General features: G+C 71.3%; 17 protein-coding genes. 11 read left to right on the plus strand and 6 right to left on the minus strand.

The window, feature by feature from the left end; translation table 11 throughout:
* Positions 1 to 124: 124 nt before the first annotated feature.
* Positions 125 to 502 carry an ATP-binding protein gene (locus LUZ64_RS22060; RefSeq protein WP_232389952.1) on the minus strand — a complete coding sequence of 126 codons (378 nt, stop codon included), beginning with the start codon at positions 500 to 502 and terminating at the stop codon, positions 125 to 127.
* 249 nt (positions 503 to 751) lie between these two features.
* On the opposite strand from LUZ64_RS22060, the gene LUZ64_RS22065 reads away from it, so the two are divergent.
* From LUZ64_RS22065 to LUZ64_RS22110, 10 genes are all read left to right on the plus strand, one after another.
* On the plus strand, positions 752 to 1,597 hold the full coding sequence (locus LUZ64_RS22065) for a helix-turn-helix domain-containing protein (RefSeq protein WP_095583188.1): 846 nt from the start codon (positions 752 to 754) through the stop codon (positions 1,595 to 1,597).
* A gap of 11 nt (positions 1,598 to 1,608) precedes the next feature.
* Entirely contained in the window at positions 1,609 to 1,824 is a 216-nt protein-coding gene (locus LUZ64_RS22070; RefSeq protein WP_095583189.1) for a DUF397 domain-containing protein, read from the plus strand.
* A 77-nt stretch (positions 1,825 to 1,901) separates the two neighbouring features.
* Positions 1,902 to 2,084, plus strand: coding sequence for a DUF397 domain-containing protein (locus LUZ64_RS22075; protein ID WP_232389950.1), 183 nt, complete (start codon positions 1,902 to 1,904; stop codon positions 2,082 to 2,084).
* A gap of 183 nt (positions 2,085 to 2,267) precedes the next feature.
* Positions 2,268 to 2,894 carry a dihydrofolate reductase family protein gene (locus LUZ64_RS22080; RefSeq protein ID WP_095583191.1) on the plus strand — a complete coding sequence of 209 codons (627 nt, stop codon included), beginning with the start codon at positions 2,268 to 2,270 and terminating at the stop codon, positions 2,892 to 2,894.
* 254 nt (positions 2,895 to 3,148) lie between these two features.
* Positions 3,149 to 3,670, plus strand: a complete 522-nt coding sequence (locus LUZ64_RS22085) for an RICIN domain-containing protein (RefSeq protein ID WP_095583192.1) — start codon at positions 3,149 to 3,151, stop codon at positions 3,668 to 3,670.
* Between the two features lie 136 nt (positions 3,671 to 3,806).
* On the plus strand, positions 3,807 to 4,679 hold the full coding sequence (locus LUZ64_RS22090; protein WP_095583193.1) for a carbohydrate ABC transporter permease: 873 nt from the start codon (positions 3,807 to 3,809) through the stop codon (positions 4,677 to 4,679).
* Between the two features lie 302 nt (positions 4,680 to 4,981).
* Positions 4,982 to 5,980, plus strand: coding sequence for an AraC family transcriptional regulator (locus LUZ64_RS22095; RefSeq protein ID WP_232389949.1), 999 nt, complete (start codon positions 4,982 to 4,984; stop codon positions 5,978 to 5,980).
* A 515-nt stretch (positions 5,981 to 6,495) separates the two neighbouring features.
* Positions 6,496 to 7,278, plus strand: a complete 783-nt coding sequence (locus tag LUZ64_RS22100) for an ABC transporter ATP-binding protein (RefSeq protein WP_095584810.1) — start codon at positions 6,496 to 6,498, stop codon at positions 7,276 to 7,278.
* A gap of 125 nt (positions 7,279 to 7,403) precedes the next feature.
* Positions 7,404 to 9,932 carry an ABC transporter permease gene (locus LUZ64_RS22105; protein ID WP_095584811.1) on the plus strand — a complete coding sequence of 843 codons (2,529 nt, stop codon included), beginning with the start codon at positions 7,404 to 7,406 and terminating at the stop codon, positions 9,930 to 9,932.
* A gap of 306 nt (positions 9,933 to 10,238) precedes the next feature.
* Complete coding sequence (locus LUZ64_RS22110; protein ID WP_095585162.1) at positions 10,239 to 11,114, plus strand: NAD(P)-dependent oxidoreductase; 876 nt, start codon at positions 10,239 to 10,241, stop codon at positions 11,112 to 11,114.
* Between the two features lie 228 nt (positions 11,115 to 11,342).
* On the opposite strand, the gene LUZ64_RS22115 is transcribed toward LUZ64_RS22110, so the two are convergent.
* Positions 11,343 to 11,978: an NAD(P)-dependent oxidoreductase gene (locus LUZ64_RS22115; RefSeq protein WP_095585163.1), complete on the minus strand. Its 636-nt coding sequence runs from the start codon at positions 11,976 to 11,978 to the stop codon at positions 11,343 to 11,345.
* 59 nt (positions 11,979 to 12,037) lie between these two features.
* Positions 12,038 to 12,547, minus strand: a complete 510-nt coding sequence (locus tag LUZ64_RS22120; RefSeq protein WP_095585164.1) for an allene oxide cyclase barrel-like domain-containing protein — start codon at positions 12,545 to 12,547, stop codon at positions 12,038 to 12,040.
* 131 nt (positions 12,548 to 12,678) lie between these two features.
* Here LUZ64_RS22120 and LUZ64_RS22125 point away from each other — a divergent pair, with 131 nt between their 5' ends.
* Positions 12,679 to 13,104, plus strand: coding sequence for a MarR family winged helix-turn-helix transcriptional regulator (locus tag LUZ64_RS22125; protein ID WP_232389948.1), 426 nt, complete (start codon positions 12,679 to 12,681; stop codon positions 13,102 to 13,104).
* A 150-nt stretch (positions 13,105 to 13,254) separates the two neighbouring features.
* Here LUZ64_RS22125 and LUZ64_RS22130 read toward each other — a convergent pair whose 3' ends face one another.
* From LUZ64_RS22130 to LUZ64_RS22140, 3 genes are all read right to left on the minus strand, one after another.
* Positions 13,255 to 14,112 carry a tyrosinase family protein gene (locus LUZ64_RS22130; protein ID WP_095585166.1) on the minus strand — a complete coding sequence of 286 codons (858 nt, stop codon included), beginning with the start codon at positions 14,110 to 14,112 and terminating at the stop codon, positions 13,255 to 13,257.
* 42 nt (positions 14,113 to 14,154) lie between these two features.
* A complete protein-coding gene (gene melC1, locus LUZ64_RS22135) occupies positions 14,155 to 14,532 on the minus strand; it encodes an apotyrosinase chaperone MelC1 (protein ID WP_095585167.1) in 378 nt (125 codons plus the stop codon).
* 464 nt (positions 14,533 to 14,996) lie between these two features.
* Entirely contained in the window at positions 14,997 to 16,022 is a 1,026-nt protein-coding gene (locus LUZ64_RS22140) for an ATP-dependent 6-phosphofructokinase (protein ID WP_095585168.1), read from the minus strand.
* Positions 16,023 to 16,309: the final 287 nt, after the last annotated feature.

Raw genomic sequence — 16,309 nt, forward strand, 5'->3', positions numbered from 1 at the left:
TGGACCATGGCCTCCCCTCGCGAGGGGAGGCCATGGTCCAGAGCCCGCCGTTCATCTCACCGGTCCTCCCACAACTCGAACCAGACCTCCTTGCCGACGAGGTCGAGCCCGTCCCAGACCCAGGTCACCCCGGACGCGTGCGAAAGCCCCCGCACGAGCACCAGCCCCCGCCCGCCCTCCTCGTCGCCCCCGGCCGCCGCGACCAGGGCAGCCGCCCCGGGTCCCCGTCCCGCACCCCCACCACGGCGCGTTCCCGGCACACACTCACCTCCACGCCGAGGTCCGGTACGCGCGCGTGTCCGACGACGTTCGCCACGAGGTCGGACACACAGACACAGGCGCTCTCGACGAGTCCGGGGTGACCGGTCGAACGCAACGCGGTCGTGACGAACTGCCGGGCGAGACGGGCGGTCGCGGGGTCGGCGGGGGCGGTGAGGTGGTAGGTGCGGATGTCTTCCGGAGCGGGTGAGGTGAGAGGGGTCGTGGGTGCTGCGGTGCTCATGGCGTCGTCTCCCTGTGAAGGTGGGGACCGTCCACGTCTTCGCCGTCAGCCGTGGCGTCGGCCGAGGCCGATGCCCCAACAGGCATGCGGACGGCTGCACTTCGAATCTCGATGTGACGTGGATCGCAGTGATGCGACGACAGTAGGGGTACACATTCCCCGGGGCAAGGTTCCCCACCCCTTTCACCCGATGAGTGGACCGCGACGACGACGGCGCGGCAGACTCTGGTGCACACGAAGGAAGGTGACATGCCACCCAGGGACGCCCCGACCGCTCGCCAGGCACGCCTCGGTTCCGAGCTCCGCAGAATGCGCGAACGCGCGGGCAGGACAGCGCGTGAGGCGGGCGCGCTGCTCGGGACGGACCAAGCGAAGATCAGCATGATGGAGGCGGGCCGTCGCGGCGTCAGCGAGGAACGCGTCCGCCGCCTCGCCGCCTTCTACGCATGCGAGGACGCCGCTCTCGTCGACGCGCTGTGCGGCATCACGCATGAACACCGTGGACAGTTCTGGTGGGACGCCTACCGTGGAGCCCTTCCGCCCTCACACCTCGACGTGGCCGAGCTGGAACACCACGCGACGCGCCTCCGCTCGGTGCAGATGCTTCTGGTCCCGGGCATCTTCCAGACACCCGACTACGCACGGGCCATCTTCGGCAGTGGGACTCCCGCGACAGAGCTCGAAGCCCGGGTCGAACTGCGGACGAGCCGGGCCGCCGTCCTCGACAGACAAAACCCGCCACCGTACGAGGTGATCATCCACGAGGCGGCACTGCGAATGCGCTACGGAGGGCGGCAGGTGGCGAGGGCTCAGCTGGAACGCCTTCTGGAAGCCTCCGAGAAACCGTCCGTCGATGTGCGCGTCATCCCTTTCGCCGTGGAGGAGATGTCCGGTCACGCGCAGTCCATGCTCTACGCGGCCGGCGCGGTCCCCAGGTTGGACACGGTGCAGATCGACACGCCTTTCGGAGGTGGCTTCGTGGACACCGAGCCCCAGCTCAAGAAGTACAACGGCCTTATCGACGCGCTCGAAGACGTGGCACTCGACACGAAGGAGTCGAGAGACATGGTCCGCCGCGTGGCGCGGGAAATGTGAGACCAGCCGACATGGGCATAGCACTTGACTGGCAGAAGTCGTCCTTTTCGAGCAGTGGAGCCGAGTGCGTTGAAGTGACTCGCCACTCGGGCGGGGCGTACTTCCGGGAGAGCGACGAGCCGGACGTGGCCCTCGCCATCAGCCGCGCGGAGTTGAAGGCATTTCTGCGTGGCATCAAGACGGAGGCGTTCGACCGTCAGCCCGCGCTCTGCGGCACCACCGACTGAAGGTCCTCCCTCCAGCCCACGGCTGACTGCACGCACGGATGTCCAGCGCACCTCTCGTAGACCATGGAGGAACAGCCATGCGGTGGCAGAAATCGTCGTTCTCCACGGACGGCAACGATTGCGTCGAACTCACCCGCACGCCAGAGCACGTCCTCCTGCGCGAAAGTGACGCCTCGGAGGCTGTCATCGCCATGGACAGCGGAGAGCTGCGCGCGCTCACCCTCGGGATCAAGGCGGACCGGTTCCGCAAGGGGGCCTGACCGCCCAAGCTGTCCGACGCGCCCCCGGCGCCTCGGAAGGCCGCCCACCTCGCCCCCGGTCAACCACCCCGCCGACTTCACCTCGCCCACGCGGGCGCTGACCGGGGACCGGCCGGGCGCGCCGGGCGCCCGCACGCGGAACGCGGCGGGACCCTGGGCGCAGCCGAGGAGAGGGGCACCACCATGAAGCTCACCACCACCACATGGCTCACCGTCGACGGCGTGATGCAGGGACTCGGCGCGCCGGACGAGGACCGCCGCGGCGGGTTCGAGCGCGGCGGATGGGTCGCGGCGCACGTCGACGACGAGGCCGCGGCGTTTCTCCACCGGGTCTACCAGCGCGCCGACGCGTTCCTGTTCGGCCGTCGGACCTACGAGATCTTCGCCGGTTACTGGGGAGTGATGCCGGATCCGGAGCGCGACCCCATCGCGGGCCCTTTGAACGCGCGGCCCAAGTACGTCGCGTCGACCACGCTCACGGCACCGCGCTGGGCGAACACGACCGTCCTCTCCGGGGACGTCGCGGCGGCCGTCCGCGAGCTGAAGGCCGGTCCGGCGGGGGAACTGCAGGTGCACGGCAGCGGCGAGCTGATCCGCCGACTGCTCGTCGACCAGCTCGTCGACGAGATGACCCTGCTCACCGTCCCGGTGATCGTCGGCCAGGGCACGCGGCTGTTCCCCGGCACCGGCCCGGACGCGGCGCTCGACCTGGTCCGTTCGCGGTCCACCCCGAAGGGGGTGACGATCCAGGTCTACCGGCCCACCGGCCGCCCGCGGTACGAAACGGCCGCGCAGACCCCGAGCACGTGACGACCGGCCGGGCCGGGGTTCCGGGTTCCGGCGCGTGGACCTCCGGGACCGGGGCCCGGCAGCCGGACGGCCACCGTGAGGTACGCCCGCCCCGGCTTCCGGCCGCCGGCCCCGATCCCGCCGCCCACAGACCGTTCCCGGTCACAACGCCCCCGCCAGGCCCACCCCGCAGACCGAGCACTTCCCACCCCGCCCGGCCCACGGCATCCTCATGCCTGCGTGACATCCGTGCACACGTCCCCGAGGGGAATCACATGGAACTGACGTACCGCTCGGTGCGGGTCCTGGCGGCCGCCGCGTTCGTGGTCAGCGGCGTTCTCGTCACCTCGTCGGCGTCCGCCGACACCGCACGGCAGGAGCAGGAGCAGACGAAGTCCGGCGCGAAGGCGGCCGGTGTGCAGATCGTGTCCAACTACAACAACAGATGCCTCAACGTCGCCCACCTGAACACCGGGGACGGCGTGTCCGTGCAGATGTACGACTGCGACGGCTCTCCCAGCCGGCGCTGGACGCCGAACGGCAACGAGTTCCGCAGCGATCTCAGCGGCAAGTGCCTGGAACCCGCGCTCGACAACGGGGACAACGGCGCCGCCGTACAGGTCTTCAGCTGCTCCGGGCTGAAGCGTCAGGGCTGGCACTGGAACGGCACCGAGCTGCACACCGACCTCAACCACCGGTGCCTGACCATCACCGACGCGAACTGGTGGGCGGGGGCCTCCGTCACCCTCCGGGACTGCGTCGCCGGCGCCGGGCATCAGCAGTGGCACGCCGGGTGAGCCCGCGGACGGACTCCCGCTGACGGGCTCCCGCCGACGGACAAGGCACGATCGGGCACCCGCCCCGCCACGTGGGTACGTATCCGGCAGCGAGCACGAACTCCCCGCGCCCCGCCCCGCCGTGTACGGAGGTGCCATGCCCACGCCCCTCACACACCACGTCGAGCCCCACAGACCCTTCAGGCCCTCCCGCCGCACCCGACGCCGGCTCGCCGCCGACGCCGCCCTCCTCGCCGTCGCCGCCTCCTTCGCGCTGCCGCTGCTCTGGCTGCTGCTGGCGTCGGTCGACGCCGAGGCGGGGCTGCGGGTGAAGGCGCCCTCCGGGGTGACGTCCGAGAACTTCTCGGCGGTGCTGACGGACGAGATCGCCTTCACCCCGATGCTCAACAGCCTCCTGCTGTGCGGCGGTGCCACCGCGCTCACCGTCGGCTGCGCCGCCCTCGCCGCCTACCCCCTGTCGCGCTACCGGTCACGGTTCAACCGCCCGTACCTCCTGACCGTCCTCTTCTCCACCTGCCTGCCGATCACCGCCGTCATGGTCCCGGTCTACGGCCTCTTCGTACGGATCGACCTGATCGACACCATGTACGGGACGGCCCTGTTCATGGCCACCGCCCAACTCCCCTTCGCTATCTGGCTGATGAAGAACTTCATGGACGGGGTGCCGAAGACCCTGGAGGAAGCCGCCTGGACCGACGGCGCGGGATGGCTCCAGACGCTCACCCGCGTGGTCCTGCCCCTGATGGGGCCCGGCGTCGCCGTCGTCTCGATCTACTGCTTCGTGCTGATGTGGGGCAACTTCTTCGTGCCCTTCCTGCTCCTGCTCTCCCCCGAGAAACTGCCCGCCGCCGTCACCGTCTTCACCTTCTTCGGCGACTACGGGCAGGTGGCGTACGGGCAGTTGGCCGCCTTCTCGATCCTGTACTCCACGCCCGTGGTCCTGCTCTACACGCTGATCTCGCGGCGGCTCGGCGGCGGCTTCACCCTGGGCGGCGCGGTCAAGGGCTGACGCGCGCGCCGCTCGCACCACCCGGGACGCTCGGGCCGCTCATGCCACTCGGGCACGAATCGGGCACGAAGAAACCCCGCCGTCTGTCCGCGGACGGCGGGGCACCCCTCCGTTGACCGGCCCTGGATGTCCCCCGTGGATCCAGGGCCGTGACCGCGACGGCCGGGGCTGTCCCGAAAGCGATGTGGGGAGAACCCCTGCCTTGACTGCGGCCAAGCAGAACGGTACTAACGGGGCCATCTGTCGGCTACTCGCCAAACGCGGCTCCTGGCCGGAGAACGCGGGCACCCGAGGAAAGCCTCATGACTGAACCCGGCGTGGGGCCCAACGCCCCCGGCAACATGCGCACGCTCGTCCTCAGCAACGACCTCGACGAGACGCGCGAGATCATCAGTACCGCCTACAGCCCGTACCGGCTCAGCGTGCTCGGCGACCCCAAGGAGTTCTCCGCCTGGTACGCGGAGGGCAGCTTCCCCGGGGTGACGGTCTCCGGACTCCAGTACGGGGCCGAGACGCTGGTGGCACCGCAGCCCCTGGACTCGTACCTCCTGGTGTGCCAGCTGGTGCGCGGCCGGGTGAAGGTCGTCTCCCCCGGGCGGGAGGAACGCGTCGTGGGGCCCGGCGAGACATACGTCCTCGACCCGTACCGCCGCTTCCAGGTGCACTGGGCCCCCGGCGCCCGGATGACCACCGTCCGGCTGGCCCGCGAGACGATCGAGCAGGCGGCGGCCGACGTGCTCGGCGTCGAGGGTCCGTTACGGGCCCGGTTCACCCTCAGCGGGACGATCTCGCCGAGCGCCGCGCGCAGCTGGGCCGGCATCTCCGCCGCCGTCCACCGCGAGGTGCTCGGCGAGGGCGTCGCCCGGAGCAGCCCGCTCGTGGCCACGCAGCTGACGCAGACGACGGCCGCGATGCTGATGGAGACCCACCAGCTCGTCACCGACGGGGTGGACGCGCAGCGGCCCGGCGTGGTCGCGCACCCCGCCGTACGCCGGGCGATGGCGGCGGCCGAGGAACGGGCCGACCAGCCGCTGACCCTGTCCGACCTGGCCGCGGCGGGCCGAGTCAGCCCGCGCGCCCTCCAGGAGGCGTTCCGCCGGCACCTGGGCACGACACCGCTCGGCTATCTCCGCGAGGTCCGCCTGGGCCGGGCCCACGAGGAGCTGCTCGCCGCGCGCGGCCGGGCGGACGTGACCGTGGCGGAGGTGGCGTACCGGTGGGGGTTCGGCAATCTGGGACGGTTCGCGGGGGAGTACCGGCGGAAGTACGGGCACGCGCCGTCGCGGACGTTGCGGGGCTGAGGCGGGGCGGCGGGTGCGCGGGCGGTAGCGACGGCGGGCGGCGCTACGGGGCGGCCCGAGCCGGGAGATCTTTCCCCCGACCCGCCCCTTCCCGGAACCGGGGCTCCGCCCCGGACCCCGGTCCTCAAACGCCGGACGGGCTGGAAAATCCAGCCCGTCCGGCGTTTGAGGACACCGCGCGGCAGCGCGGCAAGGGGGTCCGGGGGCGAAGCCCCCGGTTCCGGGAAGGGGCGGGTCGGGGACAAAGCCCCGCGCAGCGGCACCCCCACCCCCCGCACCCACACCCACACCCACCCGACCCGAGAACGACCCCGTCCCCCTCAAGTACTACCCGCACACCCCCCTCTCGGACCTACGGCCGACCCCCCGATTCAGGCCGTACGGCTGAGGCCCGCCCCACCCCGCCCCAAGAGAATTGGAGGAGTCGATTCCGGCCATTGCGCCCGTCCCCGGGCCCCCGCCGGACGCGTCTGTCACACCGACCGTCCCATCCCCCACCCCTCCGGAGGAGACCCGTGTCCCACGCGGCCGCTTTCCCTCTCGCCCAGGCCCCCACGGGCGCCGTCGCCGCCCGCGCCACCGATCTGAGCAAGGTCTACGGGCAGGGCGAGACCCGGGTCACCGCCCTGGACTCGGTCTCCGTCGAGTTCCGCCGGGGGGAGTTCACGGCGATCATGGGGCCGTCCGGTTCCGGCAAGTCGACGCTGATGCACTGCCTGGCCGGGCTGGACTCCGTCTCCTCCGGGTCCGCCCGGATCGGTGACGTCGAGCTGGCCTCGCTCGGCGACCGGCAGCTGACCCGGCTCCGCCGGGACCGGATCGGCTTCGTCTTCCAGGCGTTCAACCTGCTGCCGACCCTGACCGCCCTGGAGAACATCACCCTGCCGATGGACATCGCCGGCCGGAAGCCCGACAAGCAGTGGCTCGACATGGTCGTCGACACCGTCGGCCTCTCCGGACGTCTCGCGCACCGGCCCAGCCAGCTCTCCGGCGGCCAGCAGCAGCGCGTCGCCGTCGCCCGCGCGCTCGCCGCCCGGCCCGAGATCATCTTCGCGGACGAGCCGACCGGCAACCTCGACTCCCGCTCCGGCGCGGAACTCCTGGGCTTCCTGCACGAGTCGGTACGGGCCCTCCGGCAGACGATCGTCATGGTCACCCACGACCCCGTCGCCGCGTCCTACGCCGACCGCGTGATCTTCCTCGCCGACGGCCGGATCGTGGACGAGATGCGCGAACCCACCGCGGACGCGGTGCTGGACCGGATGAAGCGCTTCGACGCCAAGGGCCGTACGAGCTGAGGCACCCGCGCACGGCCCGCACGCGGCAGCCCCGCACAGCCCTCGCGCACAGCCCCCGCGCACGGCCCCGCCGCCGTCCCGCCCCCGCCCGGCTCGCCCCACGAACCCTGGACAAGACCACACCCATGTTCCGAACCGCCTTGCGCAACCTCCTCGCGCACAAGACCCGGCTGATGATGACCGCGCTCGCGGTCCTCCTCGGCACGGCCTTCGTCTCCGGCACCCTCGTCTTCAGCGACTCCGTCGGCAGCGCCTACCGCAACAAGATGGCCAAGAGCCTCGACGACGTCGCCGTGTCCGTCACCGCCGGCCGGTCCGCCCTCAAGGAGAAGGACGCCCTCGACTCCCGCGTGGTCGAGTCCGTACGCGCCCTGCCCGGCGTGGCCTCCGTACGCCCGTCCGTGAGCGGCACCGTCATGGTCGCCGACAAGCAGAACAACCCCGCCGGCAGCGAGTGGGGCAGCTCCGGCGCCAACTTCGTGCCCGGCGCGAACGGCAAGGACAGCCGCTACCCGATCGTCAAGGGCCGGGGCCCCACCGCCGAGGGCGAGATCGTCCTCGACGCGAAGACCGCCGCGAAGACGGGCGCCGAGGTGGGCGACACCGTCCGGCTGGCCGTCGACGGGCCCGTCATGACCAAGAAGCTCGTCGGGATCGCCGAGACCGACGATCCGAAGGTGAGCGCGGGCGGCAGCCTCGCCCTGTTCGACACCGCGACCGCGCAGAAACTCCTGGGCACCCCCGGGCAGTTCAGTGAGCTCATCGTCACCGCGACCCCCGGCACCGACCAGCAGAAGCTGACCGCCAAGGTCCGCGAGACGCTGCCGAAGGACGCCTTCCGGACGCAGAGCGGAAAGGAGCTGGCGGCCGAGGAGTCCAAGGCGATCGACAAGGAGACCAGCTCGATCCGCAACACCTTCCTGGCGTTCGCGGGCATCGCCCTGTTCGTCGGCGTCTTCATCATCGCCAACACCTTCACCATGCTCATCGCCCAGCGCAGCCGGGAGATCGCCCTGCTCCGCGCGGTGGGCGCGTCCCGCCGCCAGGTGGTGCGCTCGGTGCTGATCGAGGCCGGGCTGCTGGGCCTCGTCGCCTCCGCCGCCGGCTTCGTCCTGGGCCTCGGCGTCGCCACCGGCCTGCGCGCGGTGCTGAACTCGGCCGGGGCGAGCCTGCCCGACGGGCCGCTGGTCATCGAGCCGATGTCCGTGCTCACCGCCCTCGGCGTCGGCGTCGTGGTGACGGTCCTGGCCGCCTGGCTGCCCTCCCGCAAGGCCGCGAAGATCGCTCCCGTGGAGGCGCTGGCCGCCGCGGAGCAGCCGCCGGCCCCCCGCGGCCTGCTGCTGCGCAACGCCCTCGGGGCCGTGCTGACCGCCGCCGGTGTCGCGATCATGCTGTACATCACCACGCTCAAGGACAGCGGCGGTCTGGAGATCGCCATGGCCGGCTCGGCCCTGACCATGGCCGGCGTCATCGTCCTGGCACCGCTGCTCTCCCGCCCGTTCGTCCACCTCTTCGCGAAGGCGACGGGCCGGCTGACCGGCATCAGCGGCAAGCTCGCCAAGGAGAACGCGCTGCGCAACCCGCGCCGCACCGCCGCGACCGCCTCCGCCCTGATGATCGGCCTCTCCCTGATCACCGGTCTGACCGTGGTCGCCGTCTCCGCCGACCAGGGCGTCGCGAAGATGGGGCAGCAGGACCTGACGGCCGACTACAAGGTGACGTCGGCGAACTTCGGCGGTCTCTCCCCGGACATCGCCAAGACCCTCGCCAAGGAGCCCGGCGTCACCGCCGCGGTCCCGCTGCGCTCGGTCGGCTTCCAGTCCTCGAACCAGCCCGCGCTCGCCTACGCCGCGGACATCCCGTCGCTCGGCGAGGTGGCGGACCTGCGGTTCGTCAGCGGCTCCCCCGCCGACGTGCGCAAGGGCACCGTCGCCGTGTCCGACCAGTACGCCAAGGACCACGGCCTGAAGGTCGGATCTCCCCTGCCGATGGACTTCTACGACGGCGAGAAGGCCACCCCGAAGGTCGCCGCGGTCTACGCGAAGAACGACGTCGTCTCCGCCGTCCTCGCCACCCCCTCCCTCCTGGACCCGCACCTGGAGAAGGTGCGTGACGACGAGGTGCTGGTGAAGGCGGCCCCCGGCAAGGCCGGCGAGCTCCGCGCCAAGATCAAGGAGACCCTCGGCGGCAACCCGCTCATCAAGGTGCAGAGCCAGGAGGACCTGCGCCGCTCCGAGGCCGGGAGCATCGACGACATCCTCTACCTGATGTACGGGCTGCTGGGCATGGCCGTCGTGATCGCGGTCGTCGGCGTCGTCAACACCCTCGCCATGTCGGTCTTCGAGCGGACCCGTGAGATAGGGATGCTGCGCGCGATCGGCCTGGCCCGCACGGGCGTCAAGCAGATGGTGCGGCTGGAGTCGGTGATGATCGCGATGTTCGGCGCGGTGCTGGGCGTCGGGGTCGGCATCTTCCTGGCCTGGTCCGGCGGGCACCTGGTGCGGTCGTCGTTCCCGCAGTACGAGATGGTCGTGCCGTGGGCGCGGATCGCCGTGTTCCTGCTGATCGCGCTCGCGGTGGGCGTGCTGGCCGCGGTCTGGCCGGCCCGCCGGGCGGCCAGGCTCAACATGCTGGAGTCGATCGGGGCGCAGTAGCCCGGAGGGCCGTACGACGAACGGCGGCGGCCCCGTCAGGACCGTACGAGAAGCGGCGGTGGGCCGGATCCCTTGCGCGAGGGGTCCGGCCCACCGCCGTTCCCCGTCCTGCGGCCCTTCCCCGTCCCCGGCCCTTCCCGTCCCCCGGTCCACCGCCGTTCCCCGTCCCCCACCCCCCGCACCCACCTCTGGGTAAGCACCCACTTTTTTGTGCGTACTTGGCGCGGTGCGCGGCGTCGAGCAGTCTGATGAGGGCGCGCCGAACCCCTCCGACGATCACCGTCACCGCACTTCAGGAGCACGTACATGAGCAGCAACTCCCCCGTCGCCGTCCTGGGCCTCGGCGCCATGGGCACGGCCCTGGCCACCGCCTTCCTGACCGGCGGGCACCCGACGACCGTGTGGAACCGCACGCCCGGCAAGGCCGTCCCGCTCGTCGCCCTCGGCGCCACCCGCGCCGACGACGTCGCGGCGGCCGTGACCGCGGGCGAGCTGGTGGTCGTCTGCCTCCTGGACCACGCCTCCGTCCACGCGACGCTGGCCCCGGTCGCGGCGGAGCTCGCCGGCCGCACCCTCGTCAACCTCACCAACGGCACCCCGGCGCAGGCCCGCGAGACGGCCGCGTGGGCGGCCGCGCACGGCATCGCCTACGTCGACGGCGGGATCATGGCCGTACCGCCGGGTATCGGCACCGACCAGGCGTTCGTCCTCTACAGCGGCGCCGAGGAGGCCTTCGCCGCCCACCGCCCGACGCTGGAACGGCTCGGCGCGGCGCACTTCGTCGGCGCGGACGCGGGGCTGGCCGCGCTCCACGACATCGCGCTGCTGAGCGGGATGTACGGGATGTTCGCGGGCGTCTTCCACGCCCTGGCCCTGGTCGGTACGGAGAAGGTGCCGGCGACGGAGTTCGCGCCCATGCTGACGAGCTGGATCGGGGCGATGGCGGCCGGGATCCCGCACATGGCCGCGCAGGTGGCATCGGGCGACTACACGGACGGCGTCGTCTCCAACGCGGCGATGCAGGCGGCCGCCTTCGGCAACCTCCTGCGGACGGCGGACGACCAGGGGATCAGCGGGGAGCTGATCGCACCGCTGCGGCCGCTGCTGGACCGGCTGGTGGCGGAGGGCGGCGGGGCGGGTGACGTGACGGGGATCGTGGAGCTCCTGAAGAAGCCCGCGTGACCCCGTCGCACGGCCTCATCGCGCTCCATCCGGGCGAAGAAGCCCGTACGTGGCCGTACGGAGACCCGTTCGGTCCCGCCGTACGAAAGCCCGCTCCGTACGAAGGCCCGCTCCGTACAAAGCCCCCCGTACGGAGCGGAACCGCTCGTCCCCCGGACACACGTCCGGGGGGCGAGGCCGCCCCCTCCCGCGGCCTCGCCCCCCGGAACCCTTCGACCGGTCCCCCGGTCAGTACCCGACGGTGAAGCGCGTGCGCCGGTGCGCGGGCGTCTCCACCTCGTCCAGCAGCGCGACGGCGTAGTCCTCGCCGGAGACGCGCGACGCGCCCTCGGCATCGGTCAGCAGGTCGTCGCCGCCGAGCCGGAACGTGCCCGTGCGCTCGCCGGGCAGGAACAGCGCCGACGGGCTGAGGAAGGTCCACTCCACGCCCTCGGGGAGGGCGCGCAGCGCGTCCAGCAACTCGACGTGCGCGGACGCCTCGGGCTTCCACTCGTCGCGGAAGTCCGGCTGGTCGATGACGCGCTCGCCGTTCGGGAGGCGCAGGCTGCCGGCGCCGCCGACGAAGACCAGGCGGGCGCCGCCCGCCGCGGCGACCAGCTCGGGCAGCAGCGGCAGCACGGTCCGGGCCGGCAGCGCGCTGACGACGACGTCCGCGCCGTCGAGCAGCGCCGGGGCCGTTCCGGCGGCGGTGTCGGCCGCGATGTCGGCGGACACCCGCCGCAGGCCGTCCCGGGCCGGGGCCTGCGCGTCGTGGCCGCGGGCGACCGCAGTCACGGCGTGGCCGCGGGTGAGCGCCTCGGCCACGATGCGGCTGCCCGCCATGCCGGTGGCGCCGAGGACCGTGAGCTTGACGGAGGTAGTCATGCGGGGTTTCTCCAAGTCGTACGGGTCGGGAGTGGTCACGGCCGGCGGCCGGGCCGGGGTCAGAGCTGGATGTCGAAGGTGACCTTCGCCTGCTCCACGGTCTCCTGGAGCACACGCACCTGGCCGCGGGCGTTCTTGTACTTGCCGGTGCCGCCGGTGATGGCGAACTGCTCGTCGAAGACCGGGCCCTTGGCGTTCAGCTTCGCGGTGCCCGACGTGGTGATCTTGTTGCCGTTGCCCAGGTCGTAGACGAAGGTCAGCATCTCCGACGTACGCGGCTCGGCATCGGTGGAGATGCCCTGGAAGCTGCTGGTCCCGAGGGTGCGGCCGTCGGTGCCCACGAGGTCGCCGGTGCCGATCAGCTGGTCGCCGAGGGCGGAGTCGGCCGGGGCGACGTCGACCATGTTGATCGAGGTGCCGCGCTCGACGGCCTCGATCGTGACCGTGCGCGGGCCGGTCTGCGCCGGGCTCGCGGCACCCGCGGTGGTCGGGCTCATGGCGAGGGCGGCACCGGCGATCCCGGCGGCGGCGACGGTGAGACCCAGGGCGGGCAGCGCGCGCTTACGCATGATCGGACTCCAAACCTGTTGCGGAAAAAAATATCTGCTTCGGCAGACAATATGTCTGCCGAAGCAGATACTGCAAGAGAAGGTTCTGCCGACGGGTGGCTTTCTGCGACCCTGGTGGGGTGAAGGAGCGCATGCTGAATGACGACGACGTGACGCTGTACGGCCTGTTCGTGGAGGCCTTCAGCCGACTGAAACCGCTGGTCCACGAGGATCTCGGGGTGCCGGACACCTGGTTCGAGGTGCTGCTGCGGCTGGGACGCACCCCCGGCCACGCCTTGCGGATGAGCGACCTGGCGGCCGCGGTCGCCTTCAGCTCGGGCGGCTTCACCCGGCTCGCGGACCGCATGGAGGAGGCGGGCCTGATCCGCCGCGAACCCGACCCGGACGACCGGCGGGCCGCACTGGCGGCGCTGACCCCGGAGGGCGAGAAGGCGCTGGACCGGGCGCTGTCCCGGCACCTCGCGCACTTGCGCACCCACATGAGCGACCGGCTCACGGAGGAGGACCGGCGGGCGTTCGAACGGGTGCTGCGGGTACTGCGGGACGGTGACGCGTAGACGCGCACGGGCAGACGTGCGCGCGGGCACGCACGTGGGGCACGTACAGCGGCGGCACGTACACGGAAACGCACGCGGGAAAACGGCGGTGCGCCGCACCGCTGCTGCGGTACGGCGCACCTCGAAGCCCCCCTCGGGCCCGACCCCGGCTTACGCGTCGGTGTCGTACTTGTAGAACTTCTTGTGGTCGATGAGGTCCGCGGGAACGACCCGCTTCCCCTGCTCGATCCACGGCTTCATGGGCTGGTTCAGGGCGACGATGTCCTTGACCGGCTCCACCGGCAGGTAGGCGGGCACCTTCGGGTGGCGCTTCTGCCAGTCCGACCACAGCTTGTCGATGAAGCAGTGCAGCAGCCAGAAGACGGGGTCGTTGGGCGACATCCCCGTGTTCATGTGGCCGCCGATCCAGCGGTGGACGGCGTTGTGCGGGCCGGTGTTGCCGTTGGCCCAGCCCTCGACGAGGTTGCGGAACCCGCCCTTGGAGGTGGAGTTCCAGGGCGCCTCGTCGTAGTACGGGGCGGCCAGCGCGGCCTCGACCGTGGCGGCCGTGGGCAGCTGCGGCGTCCCCTTGTTCTTGCCCATCTCGCGCATCAGGAAGGGGCGCTCGTCGGCCTTGAAGTAGATCGGCCAGCGGCCGCCGCTGTAGGCGAACGGACCGTCCATGACCTGGGCGTCCCGCTCCCGGCCGGTGCCGCCCAGGAAATCGGGGGCGAAGATCGGGTCGGACATCGAGCGGTTGACCGTGAAGTCCCAGTACGGCAGCGTGACCGCCGGGTTGACGGACTGGAGGTCCCGCTCGAAGTCGAGCAGGAACTGACGGTGCCAGGGGAGGAACGACGGGGAGACATGGCCCGTGCGCTCCTGGTCGTCCAGGTCGCTCATCACGAAGCGGTCGTGGATCTCGACGTACTTGTCGTAACCGCCGCGGCGCTTGAGCTCCAGCAGGGCCTCGACGAAGTCGCGCCGCTCGGCCTTGCTCAGCTTTGCCTGGTTCTTGCGAACTGCCATAAAAATTCAGACCTTTACCGTGTCACGAACGAAGGGACGAGCTCAGACGAGGTTGACGCCACGCAGCGCGCGGACGGCGGCGCGCGTCACCTCGTACGGCGAGTCGAAGACCTCGTAGTGGTTCATGACGCTGATCCAGCCGTTGCCGCGCGGCATGATGTGCAGCGGGCGCCCGTCGACGAAGACGGCGATGCCGAAGTCGTGGTGGCCCCCGCCGGCCGTGAGCCGGCCCTCGATGCGACGCCCCTCGTAGACCTCGTCGAACGGCTGGTGACCGCCGGTGTGGTGGCCGTGCTCGTGCCCGGCGGCGGACGTGGCGCCGTCCGCGGCCATGGCCTGCGCGGCCGGTGCGGCCAGTGCGATTCCTGCGGCCACCGCGGCCGTACGGCCCAGCATGCGGCGGCGGGTGAGGTCGGACACCCGGTTCCCCCTTGTGTTCACGCTCTGAGGACCCCCCTCAGAAGAAACGTTTCTTCCGGCCGGGCGGAGAGGTTCGCGAGGCGTGCGCGGCACGCGTGGGCGCAGGGCCGTGGCCGCCGATCCCCCGATCCCCCCGACCGGCGTGTGCGGCGGGCCCGGTGGGCGCGCCGCAGATGATCAAGAACGTAACAGATCATCGGAAAGAGCCGGACATGTGCCGAGATAAAGCCAATATGAGTGTGTATTAAACAAAAAGACCCTGCATAAATAACCTGCGGTAAGCCGGGAGGTCAGGCGGAGAATTTCCCTTCAAATACCGCGACAGCAACAGCATTTATCGCCATATCGCCGAAACGTGGTATGCCTCACGAAATGACGAGGCCCCCGCCGACCTGGTCGGCGGGGGCCTCTGAAGACCTGCGGGAGGACGCCCTCCAGCGCGTGCGCGGGCGTCCGGGCGGGGACTAGAAGACCGACTCGGCCTCGTCCATCCGGTTCTCCGGGACCCGCTTGAGCTCGGTGACGGCGTCCGCGAGCGGCACCATCTTGATGTCGGTGCCCTTCAGCGCCGTCATCTTGCCGAAGTCGCCCCGGTGGGCGGCCTCGACGGCGTGCCAGCCGAAGCGGGTGGCGAGCACGCGGTCGTACGCGGTGGGGGTGCCGCCACGCTGGACGTGGCCGAGGATGACCGGGCGGGCCTCCTTGCCCAGGCGGCGCTCCAGCTCGGTGGCGAGCTTGGTGCCGATGCCGGCGAAGCGCTCGTGACCGAACTGGTCTATGGCGCCCTTGGCGTAGTCCATGGAGCCCTCGGCCGGGTGGGCGCCCTCGGCGACGCAGATGACGGCGAACTTCTTGCCGCGGGAGAAGCGCTCCTCCACCATCTTGACCAGGTCGGCGGGGTCGAAGGCGCGCTCGGGCAGGCAGATGCCGTGGGCGCCGCCGGCCATGCCGGACTCCAGCGCGATCCAGCCGGCGTGGCGGCCCATGACCTCGACGACCATGACGCGCTGGTGCGACTCGGCGGTGGTCTTGAGACGGTCGATGGCCTCGGTGGCGACACCGACGGCGGTGTCGAAACCGAAGGTGCGGTCCGTGGAGGAGATGTCGTTGTCGATGGTCTTCGGGACGCCGACCACCGGCAGGCCCGCGTCGGAGAGCATCTTGGACGCGGTGAGCGTGCCCTCGCCGCCGATCGGGATCAGCACGTCGATGCCCAGGTCGCGGGCGAGCTCCTTGGAGCTCTCGCACGCCTCGCGGAGGCGGGCGCGCTCCAGGCGGGAGGAGCCGAGGATGGTGCCGCCGCGGGCCAGGATGCCGCTGACGGCCTCCAGGTCCAGCTTGCGGTGCCGGCCGTCGAGCAGGCCCTTGAAGCCGTCCTCGAAGCCGATGACCTCGTCACCGTGGCCGACGACCGCACGGTGCACGACCGAGCGGATGACAGCGTTCAGGCCGGGGCAGTCGCCGCCTGCGGTGAGAACTCCGATGCGCATCTGGCTGTGTCTCCTGCTCGCTACTGGTACATGTGAGCCGAACCGATTGTTTCACGGGCCGGGGGGTAGTGGCGCAACCCCCGGTAATCCTGCCTCAGGCCGGAGCCCGGCCCGGCCCCGCGCCGTGGGCCGGACCGGGCCCGGCACACGGCCGGCACGGAACCGGCCGGTGACCGACCCACGACCGGCACGGAACCGAACCGGCCGCCGTTTCCGTCAGAGAAAGTCCCTGACCAGGCACGGAGCCGCTCCGGAGGATCCGGGGCACCCCGTCGAGGGCACTGACG

Source organism: Streptomyces albireticuli, assembly GCF_021228125.1.
In the GTDB taxonomy this organism is placed as follows: domain Bacteria; phylum Actinomycetota; class Actinomycetes; order Streptomycetales; family Streptomycetaceae; genus Streptomyces; species Streptomyces albireticuli.

What these genes read in the sequence shown, in the direction of transcription:
- LUZ64_RS22060 (WP_232389952.1), bottom strand. Translation starts at nt 502, where the DNA reads ATGAGCACCGCAGCACCCACGACCCCTCTCACCTCACCCGCTCCGGAA.
- LUZ64_RS22065 (WP_095583188.1), top strand. Translation starts at nt 752, where the DNA reads ATGCCACCCAGGGACGCCCCGACCGCTCGCCAGGCACGCCTCGGTTCC.
- LUZ64_RS22070 (WP_095583189.1), top strand. Translation starts at nt 1,609, where the DNA reads ATGGGCATAGCACTTGACTGGCAGAAGTCGTCCTTTTCGAGCAGTGGA.
- LUZ64_RS22075 (WP_232389950.1), top strand. Translation starts at nt 1,902, where the DNA reads ATGCGGTGGCAGAAATCGTCGTTCTCCACGGACGGCAACGATTGCGTC.
- LUZ64_RS22080 (WP_095583191.1), top strand. Translation starts at nt 2,268, where the DNA reads ATGAAGCTCACCACCACCACATGGCTCACCGTCGACGGCGTGATGCAG.
- LUZ64_RS22085 (WP_095583192.1), top strand. Translation starts at nt 3,149, where the DNA reads ATGGAACTGACGTACCGCTCGGTGCGGGTCCTGGCGGCCGCCGCGTTC.
- LUZ64_RS22090 (WP_095583193.1), top strand. Translation starts at nt 3,807, where the DNA reads ATGCCCACGCCCCTCACACACCACGTCGAGCCCCACAGACCCTTCAGG.
- LUZ64_RS22095 (WP_232389949.1), top strand. Translation starts at nt 4,982, where the DNA reads ATGACTGAACCCGGCGTGGGGCCCAACGCCCCCGGCAACATGCGCACG.
- LUZ64_RS22105 (WP_095584811.1), top strand. Translation starts at nt 7,404, where the DNA reads ATGTTCCGAACCGCCTTGCGCAACCTCCTCGCGCACAAGACCCGGCTG.
- LUZ64_RS22110 (WP_095585162.1), top strand. Translation starts at nt 10,239, where the DNA reads ATGAGCAGCAACTCCCCCGTCGCCGTCCTGGGCCTCGGCGCCATGGGC.
- LUZ64_RS22115 (WP_095585163.1), bottom strand. Translation starts at nt 11,978, where the DNA reads ATGACTACCTCCGTCAAGCTCACGGTCCTCGGCGCCACCGGCATGGCG.
- LUZ64_RS22120 (WP_095585164.1), bottom strand. Translation starts at nt 12,547, where the DNA reads ATGCGTAAGCGCGCGCTGCCCGCCCTGGGTCTCACCGTCGCCGCCGCC.
- LUZ64_RS22125 (WP_232389948.1), top strand. Translation starts at nt 12,679, where the DNA reads ATGCTGAATGACGACGACGTGACGCTGTACGGCCTGTTCGTGGAGGCC.
- LUZ64_RS22130 (WP_095585166.1), bottom strand. Translation starts at nt 14,112, where the DNA reads ATGGCAGTTCGCAAGAACCAGGCAAAGCTGAGCAAGGCCGAGCGGCGC.
- LUZ64_RS22140 (WP_095585168.1), bottom strand. Translation starts at nt 16,022, where the DNA reads ATGCGCATCGGAGTTCTCACCGCAGGCGGCGACTGCCCCGGCCTGAAC.